Below are 25,751 nucleotides of genomic sequence, written 5' to 3' on the forward strand. Positions count from 1 at the left end.
TATTTAATGTTGTACATTGATTCGTTTACTATGATAAAATTAAAGTTTAGTTTGTAAACTTCACTTCTATGTAACTTCAATTATTATGGGCATGCAAACCATCCATACTTTTCCCAAAAACCTCAGTCAGCATAATCAACTGCCTATCCGGATCGTTTCACCTGGGTTTGGCCACCTGCCTTCAACAACGGCCAACCGGGCTGGTTTTACCCACCGGTTATCCTATTATTTTTTTCTTTTCATGCTGGAGGGCTCCAGTCAATTTAGTGTTGATGGTGAGTTATTCGATGTTGGAAAACACGAGTTACTTTTCACATCGCCGCATCAAATTCAACAGTGGCCAGGTAAGGTACATGGTAAGGATTATTACAAACTGGGGTTCGACCAGGAATGTCTTTCCCGGTTACCCCGGCAATACCCGTTCCTCCTCAATCCGTTGAACCAGCAAAAAATACATTTTTCATCAACGGCTGCAATCCGGGTCCGGGCCATCTTTGAAATACTGCTGGGTTTGTTAACCGTACCTGATACTGATCCTGAATTGATCCTCGCGCATTTGAACACCCTTTTTACGGAAATCAACACCGCTTACTTTGCAGCTGATGAAAAACCGCCGGACAACAGACTTGCCCAATTCATCGGATTTAAAATATTTGTAGAGAACAGCCTGACGGAGCATCCAACCATCAGCGAGATTGCGGAAAAACTTGCCCTAAGCACGGATAGCTTAAACCAGCTCGTAAAAAAGTATTCCGGATTTTCACCCAAAGAATTTATGAACAACCGGCTGATCCTGGAAGCCAGGCGCCGGATGCATTACAGCAAACCGTCATCCGTAAAGGAGCTGGCATTTGAACTCGGCTTCAATGACCCCGATTATTTTTCCCGCCTGTTTAAAAAGGTGACCGGTAAAACCATCACCGGTTATTGTAAGGATTTGTCCTGAACCTGCCGGCTTTCGTCCGGCCCGGTTAAAGCCCTGCTTCCGAGCTTTGCTTTACAAAAAATACCAGGACATGAACAAACAACCGGAAAAGATATTAGTAACAGGAAGTACAGGATTGGTGGGAGCCCGTTTGCTTCCGCGACTATTGGAAGCGGGTTGGAATTGTTGTGCGTTACTGCGCGCAGGAAAAGAAGTACCGTCCGGAGCAACGGCAGTAGAAGGCGACTTATTGCATGCGGCCTCGCTTCCACAGGCAGTAAAGGATGTATCGGCGATCATCCATCTTGCCGCGGTATTTCGCACGGCAGACACTGATCTTATCTGGAGGAGCAACCTGGAAGGCACGAACAACCTGATAGCCGCCGCAAAAACCCACGCACCGCTTGCACGCTTTATTATGGCAAGTACTGCCCACGTTTACCACCCAAACAATCCGCATCCGGGAAACGAAAACGATGAGGTTTCTGCGCAACATGCTTATCCTGCCAGCAAGATCGCAGCCGAACAGCGTTTGCGCGAAAGCGGGCTCAACTGGTCAATTCTGCGATTTCCGTTCGTTTATGGAGACGGGGACGGGCACCTGGAGCAGCTTCCCCAACATGCGATTGCTGCCAAATGGCATCCGGCCATGAAGATCAGCACCATTCATCATCGCGATATTGCAACGGCCATGCACATGGCTTTAGCCGGTGTAATGGACGGTCAGATCATCAATATTTCGGATGAAGCACCGTTATCTATTTACGAACTGGTTCAACTGGCTGGCCAGCAACTGCATTCATCCTGTGAGCCGCTTCAAAATCCATGGCATCTTCATATCGATGCTTCACTTGCGCGAAAACTTGGCTTTCAGGCAACGGTTAGAACGGTATACCAGGCCGTGCAGGAAAATTTGTTATAGTGTTGCAGCCTTTTGTCGAAAACGCAATCGTCTACGGTTTTGTTGGCCTGCATGAAAAGGGGCAAATCAACATTAGTATCCAAAAGAATAAAAAAATATTGCATTGCGTGATAGAAGATGGCAGGGGGCAAAAATGTCAATTAAGTTACAAACATTGTCACAGTTTATTAAATTTTTTGACAAATCTCACTTAAAATGCCGCATTTCGAACAAACTATGAGGCATAAGTAACTAACTTTTGGACCAATCTATTAAACATTGGAGCAAACTGTATAAAGATTGGAGTAACCTGACTAAAGATTGGACCAACCTGACCAAACATTGGAGCAATTCTCGTTAAATATGGTGAAATCTATACAACATTTACTAATAAGTTCATAACATTGGAGCATAAGTAATGCATTTACCATGTAAAAATCTGCACTTACATGCAAATGTTTAACACTCATGTCGAAATCTTACGTACTTATGCTCCAAAGTTTGTTATTGATGACCTTTTTATAAGAATTGATAAAACATAATAGGACCTTAATTAACTATAATGAGTAAGGGTTGACACATTGTTAGTAAAGGCCATTGCATAAATTGACAAGGATGAATTAAAGTTGACTAAAAATATCGCATATTTAGTCCTGATTCGAGTTGGAGTGGAGAGTTGGGATTTCCAGGCGAATATGTGCCAGGTGAGTTGAAAAGTGTATTTGAATAGAAACGGAATTACCCTGTAATTCCCGCAAAAAGATGGCATAAATTTTCCATATATTTTTCCGGGGAGGCTATCTTCCCCTGGAGTATCTTACCTTTACAGTTGTCTAACCCATTGATTTCGAAATTCCGGTAACTTTTATTTGTAAATAGTAAACTGAGGTTGTATGCGATCAATGTGGAAAGGCAGCCTGGGGTTTGGCCTGGTAAACATCCCCGTCAGCATGTATACCGCTACAGAAGAAAGCGACATTCATTTTTTTCAGCTGGATAAAAAAGACCACAGCCGGGTAAAATATAAAAAAATCAGTGAGAATAGCGGCAGGGAGTTGCAACCAACTGATATCATAAAGGGATATGAAATCGGGGGCAAAGTGGTTGTCATTGAAGACAGCGACCTGGAAAAGGCCATGCCTGAAAAAATCGATCATCTCGAGATCAGCCAGTTCACCGACGAAAAAGACATCGATGCCGTATACTTCGAAAAGCCGTATTACCTGGCCCCGGAAAAAGCCGGAGCAAAGGCGTATGCGCTGTTACGGGACGCTTTGCAGTTGGAGGGAAAAGTAGGTTTGGGCTTGTTGGTATATCATAACAAAGAATGGCTGTGTTTAATTAAGGCAATGAGGAAAGTTTTAGTCATGCACCGATTAAGGTTCAGTGATGAAATCCGGAGCGAAAAGGGACTGACTATCCCGGAAGTGGAAGTTAAAAAGGAGGAGTTAAAGATGGCCGGCATGCTGATAGGACAGCTTACAAAAAAATTCAACCCCGAAGAATTCCGCGATACTTATTCAGAAAAATTAATGGCGATAATCGAAGCAAAAGCCCAGGGAAAGACTACCGGTAAAACTATGAAAGTGGTACATAATGCTACCACCAGCGATCTGATGGCAAAATTGCAGGCCAGCCTTAATACCAAAAAGAAAAAGGCGTCTTAAAGGGGCAAAATCGTAAATATGCAGAAAGTTTTCAGCATCGCAACAAATCGCACTTATTGGCAATCAATCAGGTGTTAATTTTCAGTTTGAGTCAATTGCCGTTTTAAAATGGGGGTTACTGTCTCACACGATTTTACGGGCGTTCCCTTCATTCTATCTGGTCCAATCGGGAAACGAATATTGGCAAAGCTACTAACCACCCGGCCATTTTGGTCTTTAACATCAGCCCGGTTGGCGATCAGTTGATAAGTGAACGGCGTGTTACTGGTACCATTCTGCAACTCTATCACATCGAAACCTGAAGCGGTCTTATTTGTCACATACACACCTTTGCAATCCCCTTCCAGTTGAATAAATACTTTTAGCGGTTTGTCGGTACTCACATAAATATTGCGCGCCAATAAAGGGTCAATGGTCACATGCACCCGGCCATTTAGGAGTTGTGCGGCGCCATAATCCTGAAAAAGAACCTCCGGCGCTTCGGTACAATACATGATGCGATTCCGGTTCTGATCATCTTTGACCATGGTTGATTTTACTCCATTTGATAATATGGCATAGTCGGTAGCACCACTACGGCCACCTATAAAAGCAAAGCCACTTCCTGAGGGCAGATAATCGAAATACCCTGCCCATTTATTGGTGGTAACAGTGCTTGTGGAAGCACTCGCAAAGCTTGTAATACCAAAATTTTCACCCTGGGCCACTACACCCGCACCTGATCCAAAATTAGGGAAGCTTGTGAAGTTATTTCCCAGTCCAACTATTCCAATTCCGTTTACATGCTGATTATACCCTTTTATGGCTGGCATGGTATTACTGTTTGCCTGCCCCATAACACCAATGCCCGTACCTGAATATCCCTGTATACCTGTACCGCTGCCGCCTGCCACACCATATACCCCTATCCCACTCCCTGAATTTTCCCCCAGTACCCCCTGGCCGGTGGCCGGATTATTACCATAGATTCCACAGAATGTCCCTGCACTGTAGCCATTGACAGGATAGCCGAAAGCTGCGTTATTAGCTCCGGCAGCTCCTGCGCCAAATACTTCCAATGCATCCAGGCTGCTTTTGGGCGTAGTTCCATTGATCATTACCACCCCGGTATTACCAATATTCATCCGCTCCGTGTTATTCGTTTTGAATAATACCGTAGCATTATCAGTGGTTCCAATAAAATTACCGGCCGTAATACCACTGTTCCCGGTGAGGTTCCAGCCCGATGTGGTCAATGCTGTCCAAACCGGACTGGCAGGTGTACCGCTGTTATAATAAAAACCAGGGGTGTTGTCTGATTGAAAAATAAGCAGGCCGGTGGCAGGCGATGCAATGGCGTTGCGTTGCGCAATTGTCATGCGCGGCACCAAAACACCTTTACTACTACTTTGAACATCCAGCATGGCGCTGGCATCGGGCACAGCTGTGGCGGCACTAATGGCTACGCCTTGCCCAAATGTAACAACAGCCAGTAAAAATGCAGGTACGGATAACAGGTATTTAATATTCATAGTATGATCAGGTTTTGAAGTAATGGATGCGAGGCCTACTGTTTTTCAATTTTTATAGTGGTGGATCTTCGATTACCGCCGGCAATAACCATTGTATACATGCCGGGTAAATAATTATTCATAGGCACCATAAACTGGTTGTTGCCTTGCTGCACAGTCACTACCTTTTGTGTAAGGAGGGCGCCCAGGCTGTTGTACAAACGTATGGTGGAAATATAACTGACAGACGATTGTATGGCAACTATACAGTTGGAATAAACCGGGTTGGGCCAGGCGTTGCAACTTTCAATCAGTTCGCAACGATTAACCAGCACAGGTGAATAAGTTTCACGACCGTCCAGGTCCTGTTGAACGATCTGGTAATAGCTGCTGCCCGCCAGTGGATGCTGGTCAATGAAAGTATACAATTGGGTTATTGGGCTGTTCCCGGCTGCCTGCAAACGTCCAATGCTGGTCCAGTCTCTGCCATTCATGCTGCGTCGTATAGTAAAGGATGCAGTGTTCTGCTCCTGCAATGTTTTCCAGCTAACGGTCGATTGATTGCCCTGGCATTGGGTATTAAACGAGCTCCATATTAATGGCAGCGCATTATTCACTTCGGTAAGTGTGAGCCGGTAAAGGCTGCCAAGAGCCGCTTGTTCTACATAATTGCTGGTGGTTGAGCGGCTTGAAAAACCCAAATCCGTCCAATGCTGATGGTCCTGGCTTTGCCAAAGCGTAAGCAGGTTAGCGTCCAGTGCATTCAATTCTGCATTAAAATAATTAAACCGGAAAGTTGCTCCTAATGCGGAGTTGTTACCAGGCAGGATATCATAATAACGAAGGATCGAAGACCCGGTGCCATTAATATTGTGTTGCGATTGATGGCCGCGCCGGATGGTTACAGCACCCAGGTTTTGGCTGGATGTAATGGCTGCACCCAGGTTGCCCGGATTAGCACCGGCCGGCGCATTCAATGTGTTCACAATCTCTATGTATCCCCCATTGCTGCCCGTAATACGGCTGGTTTCAGATTCTCCATTTAACAAGGCAGCAGGTTGTAATAAAATATTCTTTGTATTGAGGTTGATGAGGCCTCCTGTAAACGTAATACCAGACCCTATCTGAAGGTTTTGTTGCAATATAACAGACGCATTGGCAGCTTTTGCAATTTGAAGTACATCGAACCGGGGAACAGCCAGGCCCCGGATATAATTATTACCGTTTCCGGTAAATGAAAAACTACCATCTGCAGGCAATTGATTTATAGTTCCATCAACGTCCAGGTCCATATCATGCAAACCGATCACAACCCCACCTGTTGTAGAAATGGTAGTTGCAGCCTGCACTTTAACAGCCTGTGCCTTTGCCAGTAACGAACTTACTGTTAGGATAAAGAATAGAAAATAATTAATAGTGATACGCATACGGCGAACATTAATTTAATACTTACAAACCTTCACTGAAGTTTAAAACAACTGCTTAAAATTTTTCCAGCTTTTCCACGCGTTTTTTTAACTCTTCCAACGCCTGTTGCTGCAGGCTGATTATTTTAGCCATCTCTTTTGCCGACGCTTCCATCAGGCTGTTCGCTTTCTTCAACTCTTCAAGCTGTTTGTTTTGTTCCTGTACGGCTTTTACCAGCGGCACAACAAAACTTTCGTAGCTCAGTCCATAATGATCTGCTGCCGTTTTAGGTTTGTTTATACCGCTGAAATCGAAACCGGTTTTAATTGCGGCCTGTTCTACTTCCTGCGCAATAAATCCGGTACGGCGAATGGCAGCCGCTTCATTATAAGAAGCCTGTAATATATTGCTTACAGGGTACGTTGTATTATTGCCATTAAAGGCGGCATCGAACCGTTGAACATCGAACTGATAAGTGACCGGTCGTAATTGCAAAATAAAATCCAATCCTTTTACATCTTCTTTTATATTATACTTGAACCGGCCATCGGAAGGCGTGGTAAAAGGAACCTGTCCTTCAATTACAGATACGCCGCTATTACCAATGCGCACTTTGTCGGAGGCGTTTACTATGGCCCCATACCCTATTGCTGTAGCATTTGAAATGGTACCGGCGCTTACATTAGCGCCAGAACCAACTGCCGTATTATAAGAACCTATTGTAAGAGCGGATAAGGTGTTAGACCCTAGGGCAGTACAAGATGTTGAACCGGTTGAACTCGGCATTGCGCCGAAGCCAATTGCTACATTATTAAAACCAAGGGTATTGGCAAATAAAGCCTGAGCACCAACCGCTGTATTACCGTCGCCGTTGTTTTTTGCTAACGCCTGACATCCCAAAGCGGTACTACTATTTGTAGTAGTGCTGGCCATCAATGACTGGTAACCAAGCGCCGTATTATTCAAGCCGGTGGTATTGGCCGTTAACGATTGATTTCCGACTGCTACGTTTTTCTTCCCCGTGGTATTCTGGTCCAATGCCAGGTAGCCCCAGCTGGTAATATTATTAGTTGCTGTTGCTGTTGTACTGATAATATATCCGGCAACCCGGTTATTTACTTTTAGCAGGAGCGGAACATCATCTGTGGTCCCTATGAAATTGGTAGCGGTGTTAGTGGCGCTGTTGCCGGTAACCGACCAGTTATTTCCTGCAGTTTCGAGCTTCATCCAGGCCGTTCCATTAAAATACCAGAAATTATTGGTGTCGGTATCAAAAACAATCAGACCGGTTGCCGGTGTGGCAATGCCGGTACGCTGTATGGAAGTCATGCGCGGAATCAGCAATCCTTTGGTGGAACTTTTTACATCCAGCAGGGCCGTTGCATCGGGAACAGACCCATCTGTATTAACTGCAACGCCTTGCGCCGTTGCAGTATACATGAATAACAGGCAAAGTGCGAAAAATAACAGGGCTTTGATAGTTTTAAGGTACATATACAATATGGTAGTTTTCATAATTCTCTTATATTCCAAAAACTGGTCGTTTAACCAACCTCATAGCAAAGGCGAACATCCAGCAAATACACCCCATTTATAAAGGAAAGTATGTGAACGACGAATTTTTGTACGTAAACAACGGAATTGTGTTTACCCGTATTCTGACATACCTGACTCATGGAAGCCACTAACGGTTCAGCAACTCTTGTCACATATAAGTCATCAATTGGAATGGCTTCGAGGTGCATTTTGCAGCGGCCCAAAAATATGGCCGGAAATCAACCCTTTTTGGCCGGAATACAAACGCGTTTCCGGTGTATTAAAGCAATCTTTACAACAGCGGCAAAATAAGCTCACCCACCGCAAACACTAAAATTATGCTTGCCTACAGAAGCATCCGCTGTAGGGGCCCCAAACCGAAAAGCCTAACGAGTAAAAGAAATTGTAACTATGAAAGAGCAAAGCGAACTTGTTCCCCAACATCCCGCAGGCCAGATTATACAACTTATCACCGAACAGGACTGCCTAAAATATTTAGGTAAAAGCGGCCTTCAACAAGTCAATGCCGCCTTGCCAGACAATCAAAAAGTGCAGGACTATTTGCCTTTTTATATAGAGTATGTAAGTGCAGGTATCATAACCGTCAGTACAGACATAATCTATGACAGTATGCCGAAAGTTATCAACTGCGATACCATAGTGTTCGATGGCGGAAGCATTACTTCTCATGTGCATTTGAAAATTAAGGCCACCACTACACAGTTGGTAAATCCAAGTACTAAAAACAATTACCAGATACTTGTAGCAGGCACCGACGGAACCGCAGGTACAAATGGCGCTATGGGAGCACCCGGAATCCATGGCACAAATGGACAATCAGAATCTGGTAAGAATGGTCAACCCGGAGGCGACGGAGGCGACGGGAAAATTGGTTTAAGCGGCAGGAATGGAACAAATGGTGGGGATACACCTGTATCAACCCTTATACTTGGAACCATTCAATTGAGCGGTTCAGACCTCTTCACCATTCTTGCCCAGGGAGGCGCCGGTGGCGCCGGAGGAACGGGAGGAGCGGGTGGCACAGGTGGAACGGGCGGAAACGGCGGCAATTCATCCAGCACCAGTTGCAGCCAGCATCACAATGGCGGCGCCGGCGGCAACGGCGGCGCAGGTGGTACCGGCGGACAGGGTGGTAACGGAGGAAATGGCAGTTCCTCAAATAATCAGATGACAATCACAGTAACCACTCAAGCCGATAGCGAGAATTTATCGCTGACTGCAATACCCGGTAGTGCCGGCCAATTAGGCGCTGGTGGAACCGGCGGTAAAGGTGGTGACGGCGGAAGCGGAGGATCGGGTCAAAAACATGGCCACCATGGGACCGCCGGTTCTACGGGTAATACCGGAAGCCAGGGTGGAAATGGTATCGCCGGAACCAATGGCAGTTTACCGGTAATTAATGTCACTGTTACTAACTGATCAATTATGAACAGCAGTAACAGATCAATGCAAGACCAGACAAACCTGATCACCTCTGACACCGTCAGCTACCTGCGTATTCAAACTGTTGAAGAAGCCAAACATTTTTTTGGTCCTGTTGCCGCCGCAGAACGTGTCTGGCGTAGCGCTGTTTACTTCGATGCATTACTTAACTCTCCACGGTCGCGGTTAGGCATAGGAGACCACGACAGGGCTGAGGCTTATATTTTCGGGAATGGCGTTTTTCCCGGGAAAGATCACGCAGCGCATCGAAGTCATTTCCCGGTGTCGGTAAAAGTAATGACGATTGATGAATTGTTCATTGCTCCATTTGAGGTGGTTGATCTGAGCGCGCATGCCGATGAATTTCCCTGGAATACCGGCGGGGCTGAAATTTATTTACACCTTACCATAAACAGGTTGGTGCTGCATGCTCAAAGTAAGCTTGTAGTGAAAGGCAATGTTTTTATCCTGAATTGTTTAAAAGCGACCGGAGCTAACATAGGAGATAACCACGCGGTGATCGAACTAGGCGCTTCTTCCCTGGTACAACCCAGCATCGCTTCCCGTACGATGCCAATGAAACAGCTCAATAATAATGGCCATGACGGCGCAGCTGGTGAACCACTAAAACAACATTCCACACCATTGGGTATACGTGTAAGCGAAGCCTCAGCGGCCTCCACAGGACAAAAAGGTGGTGATGGCAGTAAGGGCGCTGATGGATCTACAGGCGCCAACGGGGCGATGCTTTTCCTGTCAGATCTCCGGTTCGGTGAACTGGAGGGCTTTCAAAAACAAGGCCTCAAAATAAGGGCGGGCGCCGCACCCGGCTTCCCGGGTGCTGTTGGCGGTGAGGGCGGCGCCGGCGGAAGGGGCGGTAATGGCGCTGCCGGATCAGTAACACCCTTTGGCATTACAAAGGGCGCCGCCGGTGGGTTTGGCGGTAGCGGTGGCAACGGGGGCAATGGTGGAAGAGGCGGCAACGGGGGATTGACCTGCGATGTTTTTGTGTCGGTCCCGCATCAAAAATCGGTTGTATTTGCAATTGAAACCTATGCCTCGCCCGGAGGTAAAGGCGGCGATGGCGGCAAAGGAGGACAAGGAGGTGCGGCAGGTATACATGGGAAATTTTACGAAGACGATGGCAGTCTTACAGCTTCATTAACCGGTTCAGCCGGCGCGAACGGTTTAAACGGAGCGGATGGCAAAACAAGAAACGCGCCGAACGTACATATCTACGAAAGACCATAAACAAACAAGCTAACAAAATTAAAATCGATTTTCATGGTCAATGACTATTTTATCAAAGAAGAAATTTACGATATTCTCGACAACGCCCAAAACAAGATAGGGGTGGATGTTGTAACCTATAAGATCTTCAAATTACCGGACACAAAGAATCTGACTGTATCCAATACTTATTCCGTAACTGTAAAGCACCGGCTGCAGGTACGTGGTTCCGGATGGGAACCAGGTGGTAATTACCAAACAGCCGGGTTTAATAATTACCCGATCCTCATAAATGTTCAGTCCGGGATAACATCAGTAAGCAATCCGGGCACTGATATTATCCTCAAAAAGATCTTTCCAAAAACCATCAACGCAAACGTTGAACAAAGCGCCAATATCTCTACCGGGTCTTCCAATTCTCAAACAAACCAAACCACATCCGGTTCCAGCTCGTCGAACGTGAACACATTTGGCGTTGACCTCTCATTTGGTTTTTTTGGTGATATGCCGATGGCTTCATTGGGGGCCAGTTATTCTCACAGCTGGGAGCACGCGCATTCACATTCAAATACTGCAGGCATGGCCAATGATACTAACCGTCAGGCCACGTCGGGCAATGAGATGAGTGTGAAAGACTGGTCTGCCTACTCCTTTATACAAAACCTGGATCAAACAAGTGACGAGTTTTCCGGAGAATACATTCAATGGAACTGGGGACAAACTTACCCGTGGAATATATTTGATTATAATGAAACAGGGTCGGGTTCCAACATTCTATTACCTGAAGAAGTTGCGGCCCGCCTGTTGTATTATGGCCCTTCCGACAATGGGGGAACCAATAACCAGAACATTCTTCTTCCTCCCAGTGACCTCTCGCTTTTTGGGCTGGATTTTACAATGGCAGCAGAATGGCTGGTAACCTTTCCCGAAAAAATAACTGCATTTGAAACCTTGTCATTTCAGCACAATGTGACGGTGGTGCAGGCTACCCATTTAATGACGTTACCTTCCGGAAACGGCGAAGCAGCCCTGCAAACCTCCCTGACCGCGGGATATAACAATACGCTGGCGCAGTCAACGCCAATGGACCTTGGCCAATATGCACTGGTGCCATTGCTGGAAGGTGACCGCAAGGGCCTGGGAATAAGTTTTCAAAACAATCTTTTCGACGTACCACCAATTAATGCGGCAACAAATTTTAAAATACGATCCAGGGGGAATGACCTGCTGGTCACAGGCCAGGGGTTTGGCGCTGTAATGTCGGCAGCGTTTCCCGCCGGTTACAAAGGAACGGGCGCTACTTTACATATAGGGTTTAAAGTGGCCGACGTAACTACCGAATATGCTTTGATCCTGAAACATTGGATAGGAGCAGGAAGTGGGAACATTGTTTTAACCTGTAAGGTAAACGGTAATCAAACAGTGATCAATGTGGTTGACCTGGAAGGGCAGGGATCCTCAAACAACGTCAATCAATTGGATCTAAGAAATTATGACCTGCGATCTGCTAATTTTCACGATTACCTGGTGCTGGGATGGAATGTAATTACCATCACTATAACGCCATTCAATCCTGCTGCTGCTGCCGAATATATAATCTCCGCATTTTCGCTGGAAGGATAATCAGCTGGATAATATACTTAATACAGGAAAAGATGTCAGGGAAGCAAGACAATAAGAAGCGTACAAAGTCGCAGCCTTATGTTAATAAAAAATCTGCCGACCTGGGGGAATCCAAAGCCGGGTCTAAAGATAGTCTTAAGAAAGAAGCCCCCAGGCTGGAGCGTTCTTACAGCGAACTGGGCTTAATGCGTTCCAACAGCGTTGGCGATTTAAAATCGCTGCTGAAACATGAAGAAAGAAACCCGGCAAACTCAGAACATACAGCCATGGCTGTTAAAGACAGAAAATATTTCAGTGTTATCGGGGTTTTTTCACGTGAGGCATCTAAGAATTTTGGCAAAGCCTGGCAATTGAAAATGTTCACAGGCTCTGCAGAACAGCGGATGACGGATGATTCAATGACCGGCGTAACCAGGGAGGATATTGCCGCAAAGGATGCCCTCCAATCGAGGACCTTGGTATCCACGAACCTTGAGGAGCAGGTTCAGGCATTATTTAAAAACAAAACAGTTCCCCACGTAATTGCAGTCATCGAAGGAAAAGAAGAACGGGACACTTTTAAACTCAAAACGGAAGTGCCGGTGACTGATGAAGAAAAAGATCCTTCTCTTGCTGTCAAATCAGGGAAAAAAACCAAATCTATTGAACTCGGGTATAGGAAGATGGGGTTTTCCCAGGGTTTTACTTCCAAGGGAGCAAAGGATCGTAAGCAAAATATGACCTTATATGTGAGGGATGACCTCCATCGGGCGTATACGTGGTCTGAAGTAAAAGTTGCTCGAAATAGCGAAAAAATACCATGTGTTGCTGTAGATTACAAAACGAAAGACGGCAAAAAATACAGGTCGCTGATTGTTCATATTCCAAATATATTTGTCAAAAGTCAAACAGAAGTAGCGTTGACCAATGCCGCTTTTTCCAAATACGCAGCAAAAGTTAAAAAGGAGGAGGGTGTCATCGTTACAAACTATTTGGGAGATACCAATTTCAAAAAGCCGTTTTTCGATAATAGTACGCCATCAATGGGAGGACTTTTGCCAAATAAAAAGGCCCTCAACCCAAAGAGCAGCGGTGCGAAAGACAATACCAGTTTTATGCAGAATGTTCCGTTGGGGAAAGGTGAAGAAGGATATAGTGTTATGCAACCCTCCACTTCAAATTATATATTTTTAACAACAGACGGCGACAATAAAGAAGCCACCGATCATCCCAGTACGCTCAACTATGTTGCCCATAAATCCCCGATAGCTGACAGATACCCGAAAGCTATTTCCGGATACTATCGGTTGAAACAAGTAGTTCAAAAACTTATCAACCCTGCTTCCTCTTAACATATTCCGTAGGCGACAATCCATAGAAATTTTTAAAAGCAGTGCTGAAATAATTCCTGGTTTCGAAACCAACCTGCCAGGCCACATCCTCAACACAATGCCCGCATTTAAGTAATTCAGCCGCTTTTTTTAACCGGTAATGTTTGATCATAGTATGGGCGGAGATACCAGCGATAACTTTCAGTTTCCGGCTCAGGGAACGGGTACTTACTGCTACCCCCGACGCTAATTTCTCAATGGTAAAACCGGGATCGTCCAGGTGTTGTTCTATGAACTGGTAAACCTGCTTCAAAAAAAGAGCTGGTTTTTCTTCTTCGGGCTCCTGCTTACCTGGTTTCGTTAACTGACCGCAGTAATAGTTACACAGGTGTTGCTGACGGTTGAGGATATTATTAATCCGGTCATTTAATTCGTGCACATTGAATGGTTTGGCAGTACGGTCAACTGCCTGCTTTTTTAAACCTGCATCAATACTTTTCCCGGCTTTTGATACCGGCAATTGCAAGGTAAAAGCGGTTCCTTTATCAAGCAGGTTACTGCTAACTTCTATATAACCGTTCAACACTGCTATCATTTCTTTTACCAATGGGTAATACCAGTCGAACGTAAAGGCATGTTTATCGTTCGAATGCGCTGTTTTGGCATTGGTTATTTTTATAATGAGTAGATCAGTACCGGCGTCTGCGCATTGCATGGTCAATTGTACGGTGATGAAACCCCGGGGCTGTGTACATTCCAGAGCATTGTGTAACAAAGTAAGGCATATCTTACGCAGCTTATTTGCCTCAAACAAATGTTTTTCACCCACATCGGTCGCATTACATATAAGCGATATTCGTTTAGCCTGAACATCAGGCTTACATTCATCCGCTATTGTTTTTACAAAAGCAGTTATGTTATCGCAATATAATGCTAACCTCCATGCCTGGAGGTTGTGGTTTGAGTGGTACAAGGATTTGGCTTATTACAAAGCAATGTAAGCAGAGAACAGAATCGTATACATACATTTTTATGTATTTAACATACACAATTCCGTTATTTGCCACAATGTTCCGGGCGATAGCCTGGTTAGCTTACCGTTAGTATGAAGTATTATTTAAAAACAAATTGGTAATTCATTCATATTTATACGCGGTAAAGAAGGGCGATAAATGCTGTTTTTTTTCATGTGATCCGGGTGTGACTTATAAGCCACCCTTAATTTTTTATAAACTTCTCCACTGCCTCTTTATTAGTATCATACCTTATCCGCACAAAGTAAATGCCACCGGGCAGACTGCCTACAGGCACGTCAGTGGTAAATGCAGTGACCGTATATTTCTGCAAGACCCTTCCTGACACATCTATAAGGTCAAAAGAGCCATTCGTAAAAGAAGTGCGAATATGCAACACATCGTTTACCGGATTTGGCCATACAGATAATACACCTGGTTTATTAACATAGATCTCCTTTACAGGTGAAAATAAGCCCAGCGCATTGGTATCTATCTCTTTTACGCGGTAAAAGTTAATCCCCTTTTCCGGGTGGGCATCAATAAAACTATATGGAAATTGTGATCCGGAATTTACAACTGAAATGGTTGTCCATAATCTTTGTTCCCGGCTTCGTTCTATTTCAAAATATACATTTTTAAACCTGTTTACAGTGCTCCACCGGATGCTTACTCCGCCTCTGCCATTCAGTTCAATGTCGAATGACGTAAAGGGGTTATGCTGGCGGTTCCCATCATTAAACGGGATGAGCAATATCGAAAACAAGCCTGCGCGCAATAGTAAATTTACAGCAATCATAACCTCTTGTTTTATAGTTAACGATATTAGTTCGCCAGAAAACAATAACTGAAGTTACTTTTCTATTGATGCCCTTAGTGATGATGACTGTCATTTACCAGTTTGACCCTTGTCATCGAAAAATGATATTCTTCCGTTTAAATTACCACGCTTTTCCCTACAGTGATCTCATTAAAACAAATGGCCGTCTTTCACGCAACGACTACGAATACGAATTGATCGATACAGGTGTTTTCAATGACGACCGGTATTTTGATGTGTTTGTAGAATATGCCAAAGACGGCCCCGAAGATGTATTGATCCGCATCACTGCCATTAACCGGGGACCGGAGCCGGCAGAGTTGCCGGTAGTACTTTGTCTATTTTTTCTTCCGGCAATCTAATAATATTCAGTTTGTAAGAGACTCTGGCTACACTTTTGACATTTTAGGCTAACTTTTCATGGCTGTCTTTACTGACCTTTGTTCGATGGAAAACGAGATAAAAGATAAAGTAGTCGTTATTACAGGCGCCAGCAGCGGCATCGGTGAAACTACTGCGATCACCCTGGCAGCGCAGGGCGCTAAAGTGGTACTAGGCGCTCGCCGTAAAGAACGGCTGGAAAGCCTGGTCAACCGGATCAAACAAACAGGCGGCCAAGCTGTTTATTTGGTGACCGACATTAAGAAACGTACCGATCTGATAAAGTTGGTGGACCTGGCCTGTGAAGTATATAGCCGTGTAGATGTGATGGTTAATAATGCCGGAATAAGTCATCTGTCACGGATAGACGAGGTGCAGGTAGAAGACTGGGAAGAAATGATCGATGTAAATCTAAAGGGTACCCTGTATGGTATTGCAGCAGCTTTACCTATCTTCAAAAGGCAAGGGTCCGGTCATATCATCAATATCCTGTCGACTTCTGGTATTAAAATTGTGCCGCTTCAGGGGGTATATGCAGGCACCAAAAATGCTGTACGTACGATTGCAGAGGCCCTGCGACAGGAGTCGGGCGGACTGTACAGGGTAACGGGGATCTCGCCTGGTTTTGTCAATACAGAACTGGCGGAACATATCAAAGATGAGGCAACCAGGGCGGCCATTAAAGAAAAAGCAGCGACAATTGCGATTACCCCCAATGCCATTGCCAATGCGGTGATATTTGCGATCAGTCAGCCAGCCAATGTAGATATAGGAGATATCGTTATTCGTCCGAGTATACAGGATTAAATTATTAATTTACGTGAAGTCATGAAAGCTATCCAGTCACCCATCATTTTCAAAAATATTTCTGAGCTAATGCGTGCCTTCGATATGCCCGACCCGCTGCATCCATTAGTAGCGTTGGTGAACCATGATAAACAGCACCACATCCCTAAATACGCGGGCCGCAGCTTCCTGGTAGATTTTTATAAGGTCTCTTTTAAGAAAGAATTCAGAGGCCAGGTAAAATATGGGCAGAGTTATTATGACTTCGAAGCGGGTGGGTTGGCTTTTTTAGCGCCTAATCAACTGGTAACAAAGTCTGGTGATGAAAGTTGTTATGAAGGGTACACATTGTATTTTCATGCCGACCTGATCCGCAACTACCAGTTGGGAAAGAATATTCATCAATATGGTTTCTTCACTTATGCTGTGAATGAGGCGTTGTTCCTTTCGGACAAAGAAAAAAAGGTGATTAATAGCTTGTTTGAAAATATTGAAGCCGAGTTGAATAATAATATCGATGCCTTTAGTCAGGATGTGCTGGTTTCTCAAATAGAATTGTTGCTTAATTACAGCAATCGTTTTTACAACCGGCAATTCCTCACCCGCAAAGCGGTTAATCATGACCTCATCAGTCAAATGGATGTCTACCTGACCAATCGCTTTGCCAATCAATCCGATGGCCTGCCCACTGTGCTCGAAGTAGCTACTCATTTGCAGATATCACCAAGATACCTGACAGATATGCTCAAATCGTTAACCGGACAAAACGCACAGCAGCATATCCATGACCGCCTGATCGATAAGGCAAAAGAGATATTAAGCACTACCCGGCTAACTATTGCAGAAATTGCTTACCAGCTGGGTTTTGAGCACCCACAGTCTTTTAATAAATTATTTAAGCGCCACACCAGTCTTTCACCAACCATTTTTAGAAAGTCGTTTAACTAACCATTATTTATTGCAGACAGGATGAAGCAGTTTACCGTAAGATAGCTTGCAATGGGATCTGCATGCCCTGATCAGTAAAAAAATAAAAGTGAACTAACTGATAGCTGTTGATCCCGCGTTCTTCTTGCTTATGGCCGCCAATCCGGCGAAGATAGCTGACTAATGCCGGATGCGGAATGAACTCTTCATTAGATTTGATCTGGTCCATCACCAGCCTGGCTATCGCCTTTGCACGTAATTCAGAAAACTTAACGATCACCTCCTGACGGGTGGGTTTACGACCTGTGCAGTGGGTAAAACCTGGTGGATTTAATATTGCTTCAAGTGCACCAGGATTTTCATCAGTAAAACCATAGCATACGATTACAGCTACGAATTTTTGACGAGGGGGATCATTAAGGAATTTGCTCCCCTATTCAAAATGCGCAGAAAGGAAAGCAACGGAAAAATAGTCCATAATATACTTTTGGTTTTTCCGGTCTTGCAGGAGGATAAGGAACCAGGCTGGTTTTAGAAATATTACCGCTCAGTAATTCCTTTTACCGTATCTCTTAATGAATTGCATCGGTGTATCTCCTGTCCGCTTTTTAAATACGCGGATAAAATAGGAATCGTCTATATATCCCAGTTCCTCTGAAATTTGGATAATGGAGAATTTTGAATGCACTAACATTCGCTTAGCTTCGAGAATAATTCTATCTGCAATAACATCTGAGGTGGTTTTGTTGAAAGTTATTTTACAGATTCTGTTCAGGTTTTTCTCACTCATAAACATCATCTGGGCATATTGCCTGGGGTATTTGATGTTCCTGAAATTGCTTTCTATTAATATCTCTAACATGTGGGCCTGCGCTAATTGGGTTTCATTTTGTTTTGCCCTTTGCTCAATTGGCAGGTATCCTCTGGATAAGTCAATATAAAGAACAGCCAACAGGGAGCATATTTTTTGAAAACCCATTAATTGACGGCTCAGGTATTCCCTAACAATTTCCCGGAATCTTATCTCGATACCGGAAACCTGTTCTTTATTTAATATAATTAGAGGTAAATTTTCAGTGCTGCTAAAGAAAGGATAATTCTCCACCTTGTCATGCGTGAAATTGAGATTATAAAATTCCTTGTCGTGGAAAAAAATATACCCATCTATGTCTTCTGATACCTTCCAGGTATGCACCTGACCAGGGAAAAGCATAAAAACACTGCCCGGGACAATATCATAAGCATTAAAATCTATTTCGTGAATCCCGCTTCCTTTTGTAAATAATACACAAAGATAAAATGAATGCCTGTGCGGCGCTAATATAAATTGAGCATGCTGTTTCAAATGATCGGGAAATGTACTGGCATAAAAAGCACTTTCAGTCCCCTGAAAGTTGAAGTTGTCAATGTCATATACCGGAACAGATTTTCCTGCCATCTTTAAATTTACTGAAAAAGTCCGAATTGTGCCATACGAAGCGTATTTGCTCAGGGCAGCGAAACAAAACATCTATTAGCTTCGAACTGGATATATGATCGATGACTATTAAAAAAAACTCATGAAAATATACTTGCGCTTCATTATCGTTGACGACGATCTATTCAACTTGAAGCTGGGGGAAAAATTGATTAAACCCCTTTCTATGAAAAAATAGAACAAATAATAAAACGTATCCAATATCCGGGTTAACCACCGTGGCTTATACCGTTGTTAAATCCAGTATCTAAAGGGGGCTTCATTTAGAACCCCCTTTTTTCCAAATGCCATCCAGTGCTTTTATACTTCGATCTGTTCCGTCAAAATCTATTAATAAACTTCTGGCATAGATGTGGAAATTTTATAGATAATTGGAAAAAGATATTTTCATCAACAAGACCTAACTCAAATATTTTCTATATGCCAGTTGCTTCAGGGTTATTTGAAATCTCCATTCTAAAAAAAATGGCGCACGACATTTCAGCTGAGCTTCACGACCATATTAGTCCAAGCCTTACGGCTGCAAAATTGCTTTTAGATTATTGTCTGCAGGATATTAACCAACATTCAGTTGAACTGAAAAAAGTGTCAGAGATATTAAACGATCTCATTATTGAAGTACGTAATTTAAGTCATTCTATTGAAAAAAAAGCTGACAGGGATTTTGAACTGAAGGATACCTTAAGCTCACTGGTTGAAAATTTTAAAACTGGTTGCGGTTTACGAATTGTGCTGAAATATGACATGCGGCTTGAACTATTATTGAAAAACAACCAGAAAGTACATTTGATTCGCATTGTTCAGGAGCAATTGCAGAATATTTCAAAACATGCGGCTGCCAGCAAGATCCTTATTACACTGCAAGCTGGAAATGGCCAAGCAGTACTAATGACGAGGGACAACGGAAAAGGGTTTGATCCGGAACATCATCGTGACGGGCTCGGAATTGCAAACATGCTGCAAAGAGTAAATGAGTTAGGGGGGCACATTCATATCAATTCCAGAAACGGTGAAGGAACTTATATAAAAATACACTTACCTATCGATGAAAACCAATAAGATATACCATGATTGACTAGCTTTTTTCAAATCAACAATTTGTTATGAGCACCGGCTTGCTGATGTCAGATAGCCGTAATAATTATTTTTAAAAAATATGGATTAAAATATGCTATTTCAATTGCGATCCCTATTTAAGAACGATGAAGTAAAAGCAATTGCAGGTAAGTACAATATTACCGTTTCCCATTCAGCCGTTGTTATTTTTTGCAGATCTGTCTTTCTCAGATTATGCTCTTTAGAATCTCTCTTTAAAAAATCGCTTTCCATCCGGGGAATAATGCCTTTATAAAGCATTGATTTTCTCCATTGTTTAGCGGGCTGCTTTGGTTTATGCTCATCGGATGATCTGCAGGATGTAAAAGCCAGCTTAAAAAGAACGGCAGCCGGCGATGGTGATTAACCAGTCGAAGCTTGATAACGGTCTGAAGCTTACCATCTACCGCATTATACAGGAGCAAATAAGCAATATCCTAAAACATGCCAACGCCCGCCGCATTGACCTTAGCATAAAACAGCATAGAAAAAAACTTACCCTTATGATCATGGATAATGGTAAAGGGTTCGATCCTGCCGCCAAACATAAAGGCATTGGGTTAACCAACATTATAAACCGCGCCGAAGTATTCAATGGAAAGGTAAAGATCCAATCAGCTCCTGGTGAGGGCTGTTTGTTGCAGGTAACATTTGATAAATAGCGATTCAACCATCATGGCTGGCGCGGTTGTTGCCCCGAAACTGCTTATCCCCTGATCTCCCGCCGCATAAACCAATAATACGAAAGCGCAAAGCACAAGACAGTTGCGGCGAGCAGACCGGTTATTTGCGGCCAGGCGATCAATACACTTTCCCGGAATGACAACGGTGTGGGTATGGCCCCTGCCATCTGTTCCATAGTTAACGGTCCCAGACTTCTTACCGAGGGTAATAAAAGCACGGTAGTTGCATCTGCATATAACTGACCCGGCGAAATTCTGAGCAAATTCAGGATGATATCATTGTAATAAAGCGCATCCCCCTGCGACAGAAAGGCCGGATCGGGCAAAAAAGCTTTTACCACCATATTTACCATAATCTTGTAAAAGATGGTAAAGAAAAGCCAGACGCCGATAGCCGTAAGCGCAGACGTAGTTGCCTGTTTAAACCTGACCGATAATAAAATGGATAAGCTCAACCAAAAGCTTACATATAATACTGTTAACAGCACAAATGCCAGGATGCGGAGCACCTCTACCCATTCGACAAACACCCCGGTTATAATAAGCCCCCCTCCTATCATGAGCAGGCTCAATGATAAAAACAAGGTTGTGATAACAATGACCGGACTGATAAACTTCGCCAGCAACAGGTTATCGCGATAAACAGGTTGCGCCAACAACCTGATAAGCGTTCCATTCTGCTGTTCAGCATTTACTGCATCGAAACCCAACCCTATCCCTAAAATGGCGCCCAGAAAACTCATGAATATATGAAATGAAGGAAGCGATCCATCGGTGGTAGTTAGTATTTTCAGATACAATAACAGGCGGCCTTCTTCCATGGGCCCTGTGACAGCTGTTTTAAGATTGGCCAGTGACACATACATCGATCCTATAAAGGTCAATACGATCAAGGCCAATAATACAATGAACCGCCAGCTTCTGACAAGGTCACCTATCTCCTTTCTTACCATAACAGCAAACGGTGAAACGCTGCCAGGACGGGACAACTCACTTTTTAATTTTTTTGAAAAAAGATCTTTGAAATAAATTACCTGGCTTTCCATTAGATTCTTTTTCGGTTAAATTATTTTCAAAATAACGTTGATAGATCTCTTCGAGGCCATATTCTTTTTGATGTACCCCCATAATGTTGAGGCCTTTTGCAACAAAATACCGCACAAATTCCGGGGTGGCATTTCTTGTGCACGACACTTCAATTGCCTTTTCGCTTATCGTTGCCCGGGTCACCCCTTCCATGCTCATTAATGCGGCGTGATATTCATCCCTGTTGCTTATATTATCGTCAAAAGTGATCGTGACCACATGTGCATCACGGGCGAACAGGTGGTTGGACAAACGGGCGATATGATCGTTTGCCAGCAGCTTTCCTTCCACAAAAATACCTACCCGGTCACACACCTGCTGCACCTGGTTAAGGTGATGTGAGGACAACAGCACCGTTATATTCTGTTGATTGCTCAGTTGCCTGATCAGTGATAAAAAGGCCGATACCCCGGCGTGGTCTATTCCCAAGGTAGGTTCATCCATAATGATCACCTCGGGTTGTTTGATGAGTACTTCGGCCAAACCCAATCGCTGTTTCATCCCCCGGGAATAAGCAGCGGCTTTTTTATTGATCGCCTGGCCCAGGCCCACCAGGTCCATCATTTCCATGGCGCGCCTGCGCACCGATGATTCGGGGATGCCATTCAACCGGCCCATATACACGAGGTTATCGAGCGCGCTCATACCGTCGTAGAACCCCATATTATCGGGCATGTAACCCACCTTCTTTTTCACTGCCACCGGGTTGCTGGTTGCATTATACCCGCAAACAGTAACGGTTCCCGCGGAGGGCTCTGTGAGCCCCAGCATCATTAAAATGGTGGTTGTTTTTCCTGCACCGTTTGGCCCAAGCAGGCCATAGATCTCGCCTCTGTTTATTGTTAATGAGAGGTTGTCTACTGCTTTCAGCGAACCATACAATTTAGACAACCCCGTTAATTCAATGACAGGATTTTCCATATTGACAGTTACTTATCTTCTACCATATTTTCGAATGAGGAAATACACCATACCAACGGCGCCCAGGATGATCAACATTCCCACCCAGCCGGCCAGCCAGCTGGTAGTTACGGTTAACCGGTAAGAGGTGTTGGATGAGGCGTTGGCATTGCCTGCGGTTAATGTAGTTACATAGTCGCCCGCAATGGTTTTATCAGGAACATTTATGTAAGCAGTTACATTGACAGTACTTCCGGCATCAAGCCTGTCGAGCTTCGCCGGTTCAAAAGTCACACTCCATTTTGCAGGCGTCTGTGCAGACAAATCTACATTATCAAGTGGCAAACTGCCCTGATTTTTTACAGTTAGATAAACCGGCTTACGGTCACCTTCCGTTATTTCGCCGCTCAACAACCCGGTTGGCGTGGTTAATTCCAGTACATAAGCACCTTTTACTACCGCTTCAAGGTTTAACTCGAGCTTGCCCTGGTCGCCAACAGCGGTAACAGGAATCGCATACTTACCAGGCTTCACGGTAGCTGATGGCGTTAGTTCAATGGAAATGTCCTGGGTTTTGTTTGAATCGAGCCGGAAGGAGGTCACCTGCATACCATCTACACGAAAACTGCTTATCCAGCCTGGTGGCGCTGCAGCCTGGAACTCATAAATAACAGCACGGCTTTGACCATTGTGAAGCGATGCATTATAGCGAAACGTTTCTTTTGCATTAGCCTCGAGGTTCATTAACCGGACGGTAAAAGAGGAATTGTTACCGGGCCCGGAATGGGCAGTTGCCGCTTTTAAAAATAAAAAATTGAGTACCAAAAAGAAAAGAATAAAAAGGGGCATTGGTCCACGGCCTTCGATTCGCCGGGGCAGACGATGTTGCGCTAACATAAGATTAACAAACAGTTTTAGTATTTATTAATGATAATAAAAGCGCCTTGAAAAAAGGCACGCTAATTTAAATTAGGAATTACATTTCCTCCAAAAAAATTTTAGAAATTCTGATGGGGTTCCTGCAGGTCGTGGCTCGCTACATAGGCAAACTGCTCCAATTCCCTGTTCATGGCGTTAAGTAGGGCCTGCAGGGTTTCACTTCTGCCATCTAAGTATTGCTGCCCTGGATAGTAGTTTCAAAATATTGATCCACGTGGCAGACAATAACAAAGTTGTTCCCGTTATAGCAATGGCAGCTTTATAAAATGTACTGTCAATGGCATGAAGATTATAGGCAAGTGAACAGGCCATTAAACCAAATTCACCTGTATGGGCAAGCAATGCGCCTGCATACAGGCTTTGCTGCCAGTCATAACCCAATAAGCGAAAAACAATTGCCGACAACAGCGAATTGCTAACCAATACAAGTAATGCACCGCCCAGGATAATACCTCCATGCTGCAGCAAATACTCTAAATCGAATTGTAACCCAATAGTCATAAAAAACAGGGCTACAAAAAACACCCTGAATGGTTGTAACGAATGTTCGAGCCAGTTAAAAGCAACCGTTCTGCCAATACACAATCCGGCTACAAAACTACCAATAGCACTGTTTAAACCAGCCACATCTGCCAATGCGCCAAATCCAAGAGAGAGCAATAACCCAAGGAAAACCTGGAGCTCATGGTCTGACTTTAACCCATTGAGCATGGAAGACCGAAAAAAAGCGCGGTAACGCACAGCCCTTAAAAGAATGATTATAGCTGCACATACAAGAATGGCAACAATAAATTTACCAACAGAAACAGCGCCAACACCCATAAACCGGAACAGGGCTGTGGTGGGAGCAACCATCAGGTCTTGCAGCAGTAATATATTCAGAATAATAGTGCCAAACGAGGTATTTAGTTCCTTATTGCGGCTGAGGTATTCACCCACAATAGCAGTGCTGTTAAAATTAAACAGAGCTGCCAGCGTAAGGGTATAATAGATCTTCAAATGAAAAAAGTAACCCAGCAGGAAAGCGAAACCTATACTAAGCAATATTTTTATGGACTGGGCAATTACCGGTTTAAGAAGCAGGCTTCGCTCGTCGGGGATCTTCATTTCCATACCCAGGAAAAACATCAAAAACAACAAACCTAGTTGCCCTGCCTGTTCTACTTCTACATTGCCAGGGATTAAACCGGATAAAACGGGTCGCAGCAAAACACCAGCTATCAGGTATGCGATGAGATAAGGCTGCCCAATTTTTTTTAGCAGCAGTATGAGCAATAAGATCACCAGGCATGCCAGACAAATCGTAGCCAATACCGTATTCATATCATTACTGAATATGCTTTACAGGTTTATACGTAATCTCAATAAAAATGATAAAAAAAACCCGCCCTGTTGGGCGGGCATGCATTAGTTGATTGCAATTTGTTTGGGCCCCTTTTGTTTGGCTTCTTCTTTTTTAGGGATCGTTAAATTCAGCAGGCCATTTTCATACGTCGCCATTATTTTTTCAGAATCTACCACGTCTTTGGGAAGTTGAAATGTTCTTGTGAAAGACTGATAGCTGAATTCCCGGCGGGTATAGATCTCTTCTTTCTTTGTCTCTTCGCCCTGTTTTGCAGAGCTGATGGTAAGCTGATTGCCGTCCAGTGTAATAACAAAATCTTTCTTATCCATGCCGGGGGCTGCCACTTCAACTTTAAACTCCTCGGCACTCTCCTTAATATTTACTGCAGGCACTGTAGTGCTGGTGGAGGAAAAATTACTGTTTCCCCAGTTGAAAAATTCACGGCTAAAGAAATCATCGAATAATGATGGAAAAGCAGGCAGGCTATTTCCATTTCTTTTAATAACAGACATAGTTAACCTCTTTTAAATTATTAATAATGATTTTTATTGAATGGATTAGTCAATCCAAAAATGTTTACTTCAAGCAGTATACCAGCAACCCGGGAACTGTATAAATTTCAGTTTTACTGTCATTTTTTTGCTTAGGGAAGTTTATCTATGTAAAAAATGACAGGTTATGCTGTTTTTTACTGATCGTTCCGGGCAGATTCGTCGGAGCCATATAATTAATTGAGAATCAAGTGTCGCTTTTTTTTAGTCGGGTAA

24 protein-coding genes are annotated in these 25,751 nt (G+C 43.9%); 12 read left to right on the forward strand and 12 right to left on the reverse strand.

Annotation, left to right across the window (positions count from 1 at the left end; translation table 11 throughout):
- Positions 1 to 91 precede the first annotated feature (91 nt).
- From NIAKO_RS20985 to ku, 3 genes are all read left to right on the forward strand, one after another.
- A complete protein-coding gene (locus NIAKO_RS20985) occupies positions 92 to 946 on the forward strand; it encodes an AraC family transcriptional regulator (RefSeq protein ID WP_041349080.1) in 855 nt (284 codons plus the stop codon).
- A 46-nt stretch (positions 947 to 992) separates the two neighbouring features.
- A complete protein-coding gene (locus NIAKO_RS20990; RefSeq protein ID WP_242675441.1) occupies positions 993 to 1,847 on the forward strand; it encodes an NAD-dependent epimerase/dehydratase family protein in 855 nt (284 codons plus the stop codon).
- 872 nt (positions 1,848 to 2,719) lie between these two features.
- Entirely contained in the window at positions 2,720 to 3,493 is a 774-nt protein-coding gene (gene ku / locus NIAKO_RS20995) for a non-homologous end joining protein Ku (RefSeq protein ID WP_014220462.1), read from the forward strand.
- Between the two features lie 74 nt (positions 3,494 to 3,567).
- Here the strand turns inward: ku and NIAKO_RS21000 are convergent, their stop codons facing one another.
- The 3 genes from NIAKO_RS21000 to NIAKO_RS21010 are packed head-to-tail and all read right to left on the reverse strand — an operon-like array spanning position 3,568 to position 7,905.
- Positions 3,568 to 5,004 (reverse strand): hypothetical protein, encoded by a 1,437-nt coding sequence (locus NIAKO_RS21000; RefSeq protein WP_014220463.1) that lies wholly within the window; start codon positions 5,002 to 5,004, stop codon positions 3,568 to 3,570.
- A 35-nt stretch (positions 5,005 to 5,039) separates the two neighbouring features.
- Entirely contained in the window at positions 5,040 to 6,410 is a 1,371-nt protein-coding gene (locus NIAKO_RS21005; RefSeq protein ID WP_014220464.1) for a T9SS type A sorting domain-containing protein, read from the reverse strand.
- Positions 6,411 to 6,465: 55 nt separating this feature from the next.
- Positions 6,466 to 7,905, reverse strand: a complete 1,440-nt coding sequence (locus tag NIAKO_RS21010) for a tail fiber domain-containing protein (protein WP_014220465.1) — start codon at positions 7,903 to 7,905, stop codon at positions 6,466 to 6,468.
- Between the two features lie 432 nt (positions 7,906 to 8,337).
- On the opposite strand from NIAKO_RS21010, the gene NIAKO_RS39605 reads away from it, so the two are divergent.
- The 4 genes from NIAKO_RS39605 to NIAKO_RS21030 are packed head-to-tail and all read left to right on the forward strand — an operon-like array spanning position 8,338 to position 13,553.
- The gene (locus NIAKO_RS39605) at positions 8,338 to 9,366 is read left to right on the forward strand and encodes a hypothetical protein (RefSeq protein ID WP_014220466.1); all 1,029 of its coding nucleotides are present in this window, start codon (positions 8,338 to 8,340) and stop codon (positions 9,364 to 9,366) included.
- 6 nt (positions 9,367 to 9,372) lie between these two features.
- Positions 9,373 to 10,620 (forward strand): hypothetical protein, encoded by a 1,248-nt coding sequence (locus tag NIAKO_RS37020; RefSeq protein WP_155966932.1) that lies wholly within the window; start codon positions 9,373 to 9,375, stop codon positions 10,618 to 10,620.
- A 33-nt stretch (positions 10,621 to 10,653) separates the two neighbouring features.
- On the forward strand, positions 10,654 to 12,222 hold the full coding sequence (locus NIAKO_RS21025) for a hypothetical protein (RefSeq protein ID WP_014220468.1): 1,569 nt from the start codon (positions 10,654 to 10,656) through the stop codon (positions 12,220 to 12,222).
- Between the two features lie 32 nt (positions 12,223 to 12,254).
- On the forward strand, positions 12,255 to 13,553 hold the full coding sequence (locus tag NIAKO_RS21030) for a hypothetical protein (RefSeq protein ID WP_014220469.1): 1,299 nt from the start codon (positions 12,255 to 12,257) through the stop codon (positions 13,551 to 13,553).
- Here NIAKO_RS21030 and NIAKO_RS21035 read toward each other — a convergent pair.
- Together NIAKO_RS21035 and NIAKO_RS21040 are read right to left on the reverse strand one after the other, a co-directional pair.
- The gene (locus NIAKO_RS21035) at positions 13,534 to 14,307 is read right to left on the reverse strand and encodes a helix-turn-helix domain-containing protein (protein ID WP_133055264.1); all 774 of its coding nucleotides are present in this window, start codon (positions 14,305 to 14,307) and stop codon (positions 13,534 to 13,536) included. The two genes, NIAKO_RS21030 and NIAKO_RS21035, sit on opposite strands and share 20 nt — an antisense overlap.
- A gap of 443 nt (positions 14,308 to 14,750) precedes the next feature.
- Positions 14,751 to 15,344 carry a T9SS type A sorting domain-containing protein gene (locus NIAKO_RS21040; RefSeq protein ID WP_014220470.1) on the reverse strand — a complete coding sequence of 198 codons (594 nt, stop codon included), beginning with the start codon at positions 15,342 to 15,344 and terminating at the stop codon, positions 14,751 to 14,753.
- A 122-nt stretch (positions 15,345 to 15,466) separates the two neighbouring features.
- Between NIAKO_RS21040 and NIAKO_RS21045 the strand changes: the two genes are divergently transcribed.
- From NIAKO_RS21045 to NIAKO_RS21055, 3 genes are all read left to right on the forward strand, one after another.
- Positions 15,467 to 15,727 carry a hypothetical protein gene (locus tag NIAKO_RS21045; RefSeq protein ID WP_041347095.1) on the forward strand — a complete coding sequence of 87 codons (261 nt, stop codon included), beginning with the start codon at positions 15,467 to 15,469 and terminating at the stop codon, positions 15,725 to 15,727.
- An 85-nt stretch (positions 15,728 to 15,812) separates the two neighbouring features.
- A complete protein-coding gene (locus NIAKO_RS21050) occupies positions 15,813 to 16,553 on the forward strand; it encodes an SDR family oxidoreductase (protein ID WP_041347097.1) in 741 nt (246 codons plus the stop codon).
- 21 nt (positions 16,554 to 16,574) lie between these two features.
- Complete coding sequence (locus NIAKO_RS21055; RefSeq protein WP_014220472.1) at positions 16,575 to 17,480, forward strand: helix-turn-helix domain-containing protein; 906 nt, start codon at positions 16,575 to 16,577, stop codon at positions 17,478 to 17,480.
- Positions 17,481 to 17,511: 31 nt separating this feature from the next.
- On the opposite strand, the gene NIAKO_RS38650 is transcribed toward NIAKO_RS21055, so the two are convergent.
- Together NIAKO_RS38650 and NIAKO_RS21060 are read right to left on the reverse strand one after the other, a co-directional pair.
- A complete protein-coding gene (locus tag NIAKO_RS38650) occupies positions 17,512 to 17,739 on the reverse strand; it encodes a hypothetical protein (protein ID WP_133055265.1) in 228 nt (75 codons plus the stop codon).
- A 267-nt stretch (positions 17,740 to 18,006) separates the two neighbouring features.
- The gene (locus tag NIAKO_RS21060) at positions 18,007 to 18,897 is read right to left on the reverse strand and encodes a helix-turn-helix domain-containing protein (RefSeq protein WP_014220473.1); all 891 of its coding nucleotides are present in this window, start codon (positions 18,895 to 18,897) and stop codon (positions 18,007 to 18,009) included.
- A gap of 459 nt (positions 18,898 to 19,356) precedes the next feature.
- Between NIAKO_RS21060 and NIAKO_RS21065 the strand changes: the two genes are divergently transcribed.
- A complete protein-coding gene (locus NIAKO_RS21065; protein ID WP_014220475.1) occupies positions 19,357 to 19,995 on the forward strand; it encodes a sensor histidine kinase in 639 nt (212 codons plus the stop codon).
- A 392-nt stretch (positions 19,996 to 20,387) separates the two neighbouring features.
- Positions 20,388 to 20,693, forward strand: coding sequence for a sensor histidine kinase (locus NIAKO_RS21075; RefSeq protein WP_041347101.1), 306 nt, complete (start codon positions 20,388 to 20,390; stop codon positions 20,691 to 20,693).
- A 44-nt stretch (positions 20,694 to 20,737) separates the two neighbouring features.
- On the opposite strand, the gene NIAKO_RS21080 is transcribed toward NIAKO_RS21075, so the two are convergent.
- From NIAKO_RS21080 to NIAKO_RS21100, 5 genes are all read right to left on the reverse strand, one after another.
- Positions 20,738 to 21,760 carry an ABC transporter permease gene (locus NIAKO_RS21080; RefSeq protein WP_014220476.1) on the reverse strand — a complete coding sequence of 341 codons (1,023 nt, stop codon included), beginning with the start codon at positions 21,758 to 21,760 and terminating at the stop codon, positions 20,738 to 20,740.
- Positions 21,705 to 22,721, reverse strand: a complete 1,017-nt coding sequence (locus NIAKO_RS21085) for an ABC transporter ATP-binding protein (protein WP_014220477.1) — start codon at positions 22,719 to 22,721, stop codon at positions 21,705 to 21,707. Before NIAKO_RS21085 ends, NIAKO_RS21080 begins: the two co-directional genes overlap by 56 nt.
- Before the next feature lie 12 nt (positions 22,722 to 22,733).
- Positions 22,734 to 23,597, reverse strand: a complete 864-nt coding sequence (locus NIAKO_RS21090; RefSeq protein WP_014220478.1) for a COG1470 family protein — start codon at positions 23,595 to 23,597, stop codon at positions 22,734 to 22,736.
- 198 nt (positions 23,598 to 23,795) lie between these two features.
- Complete coding sequence (locus NIAKO_RS21095) at positions 23,796 to 24,962, reverse strand: cation:proton antiporter (RefSeq protein ID WP_014220479.1); 1,167 nt, start codon at positions 24,960 to 24,962, stop codon at positions 23,796 to 23,798.
- 84 nt (positions 24,963 to 25,046) lie between these two features.
- Positions 25,047 to 25,496: an Hsp20/alpha crystallin family protein gene (locus NIAKO_RS21100; protein ID WP_014220480.1), complete on the reverse strand. Its 450-nt coding sequence runs from the start codon at positions 25,494 to 25,496 to the stop codon at positions 25,047 to 25,049.
- Positions 25,497 to 25,751 lie beyond the last annotated feature (255 nt).

This window comes from Niastella koreensis GR20-10 (genome assembly GCF_000246855.1).
GTDB classification, from domain to species: domain Bacteria; phylum Bacteroidota; class Bacteroidia; order Chitinophagales; family Chitinophagaceae; genus Niastella; species Niastella koreensis.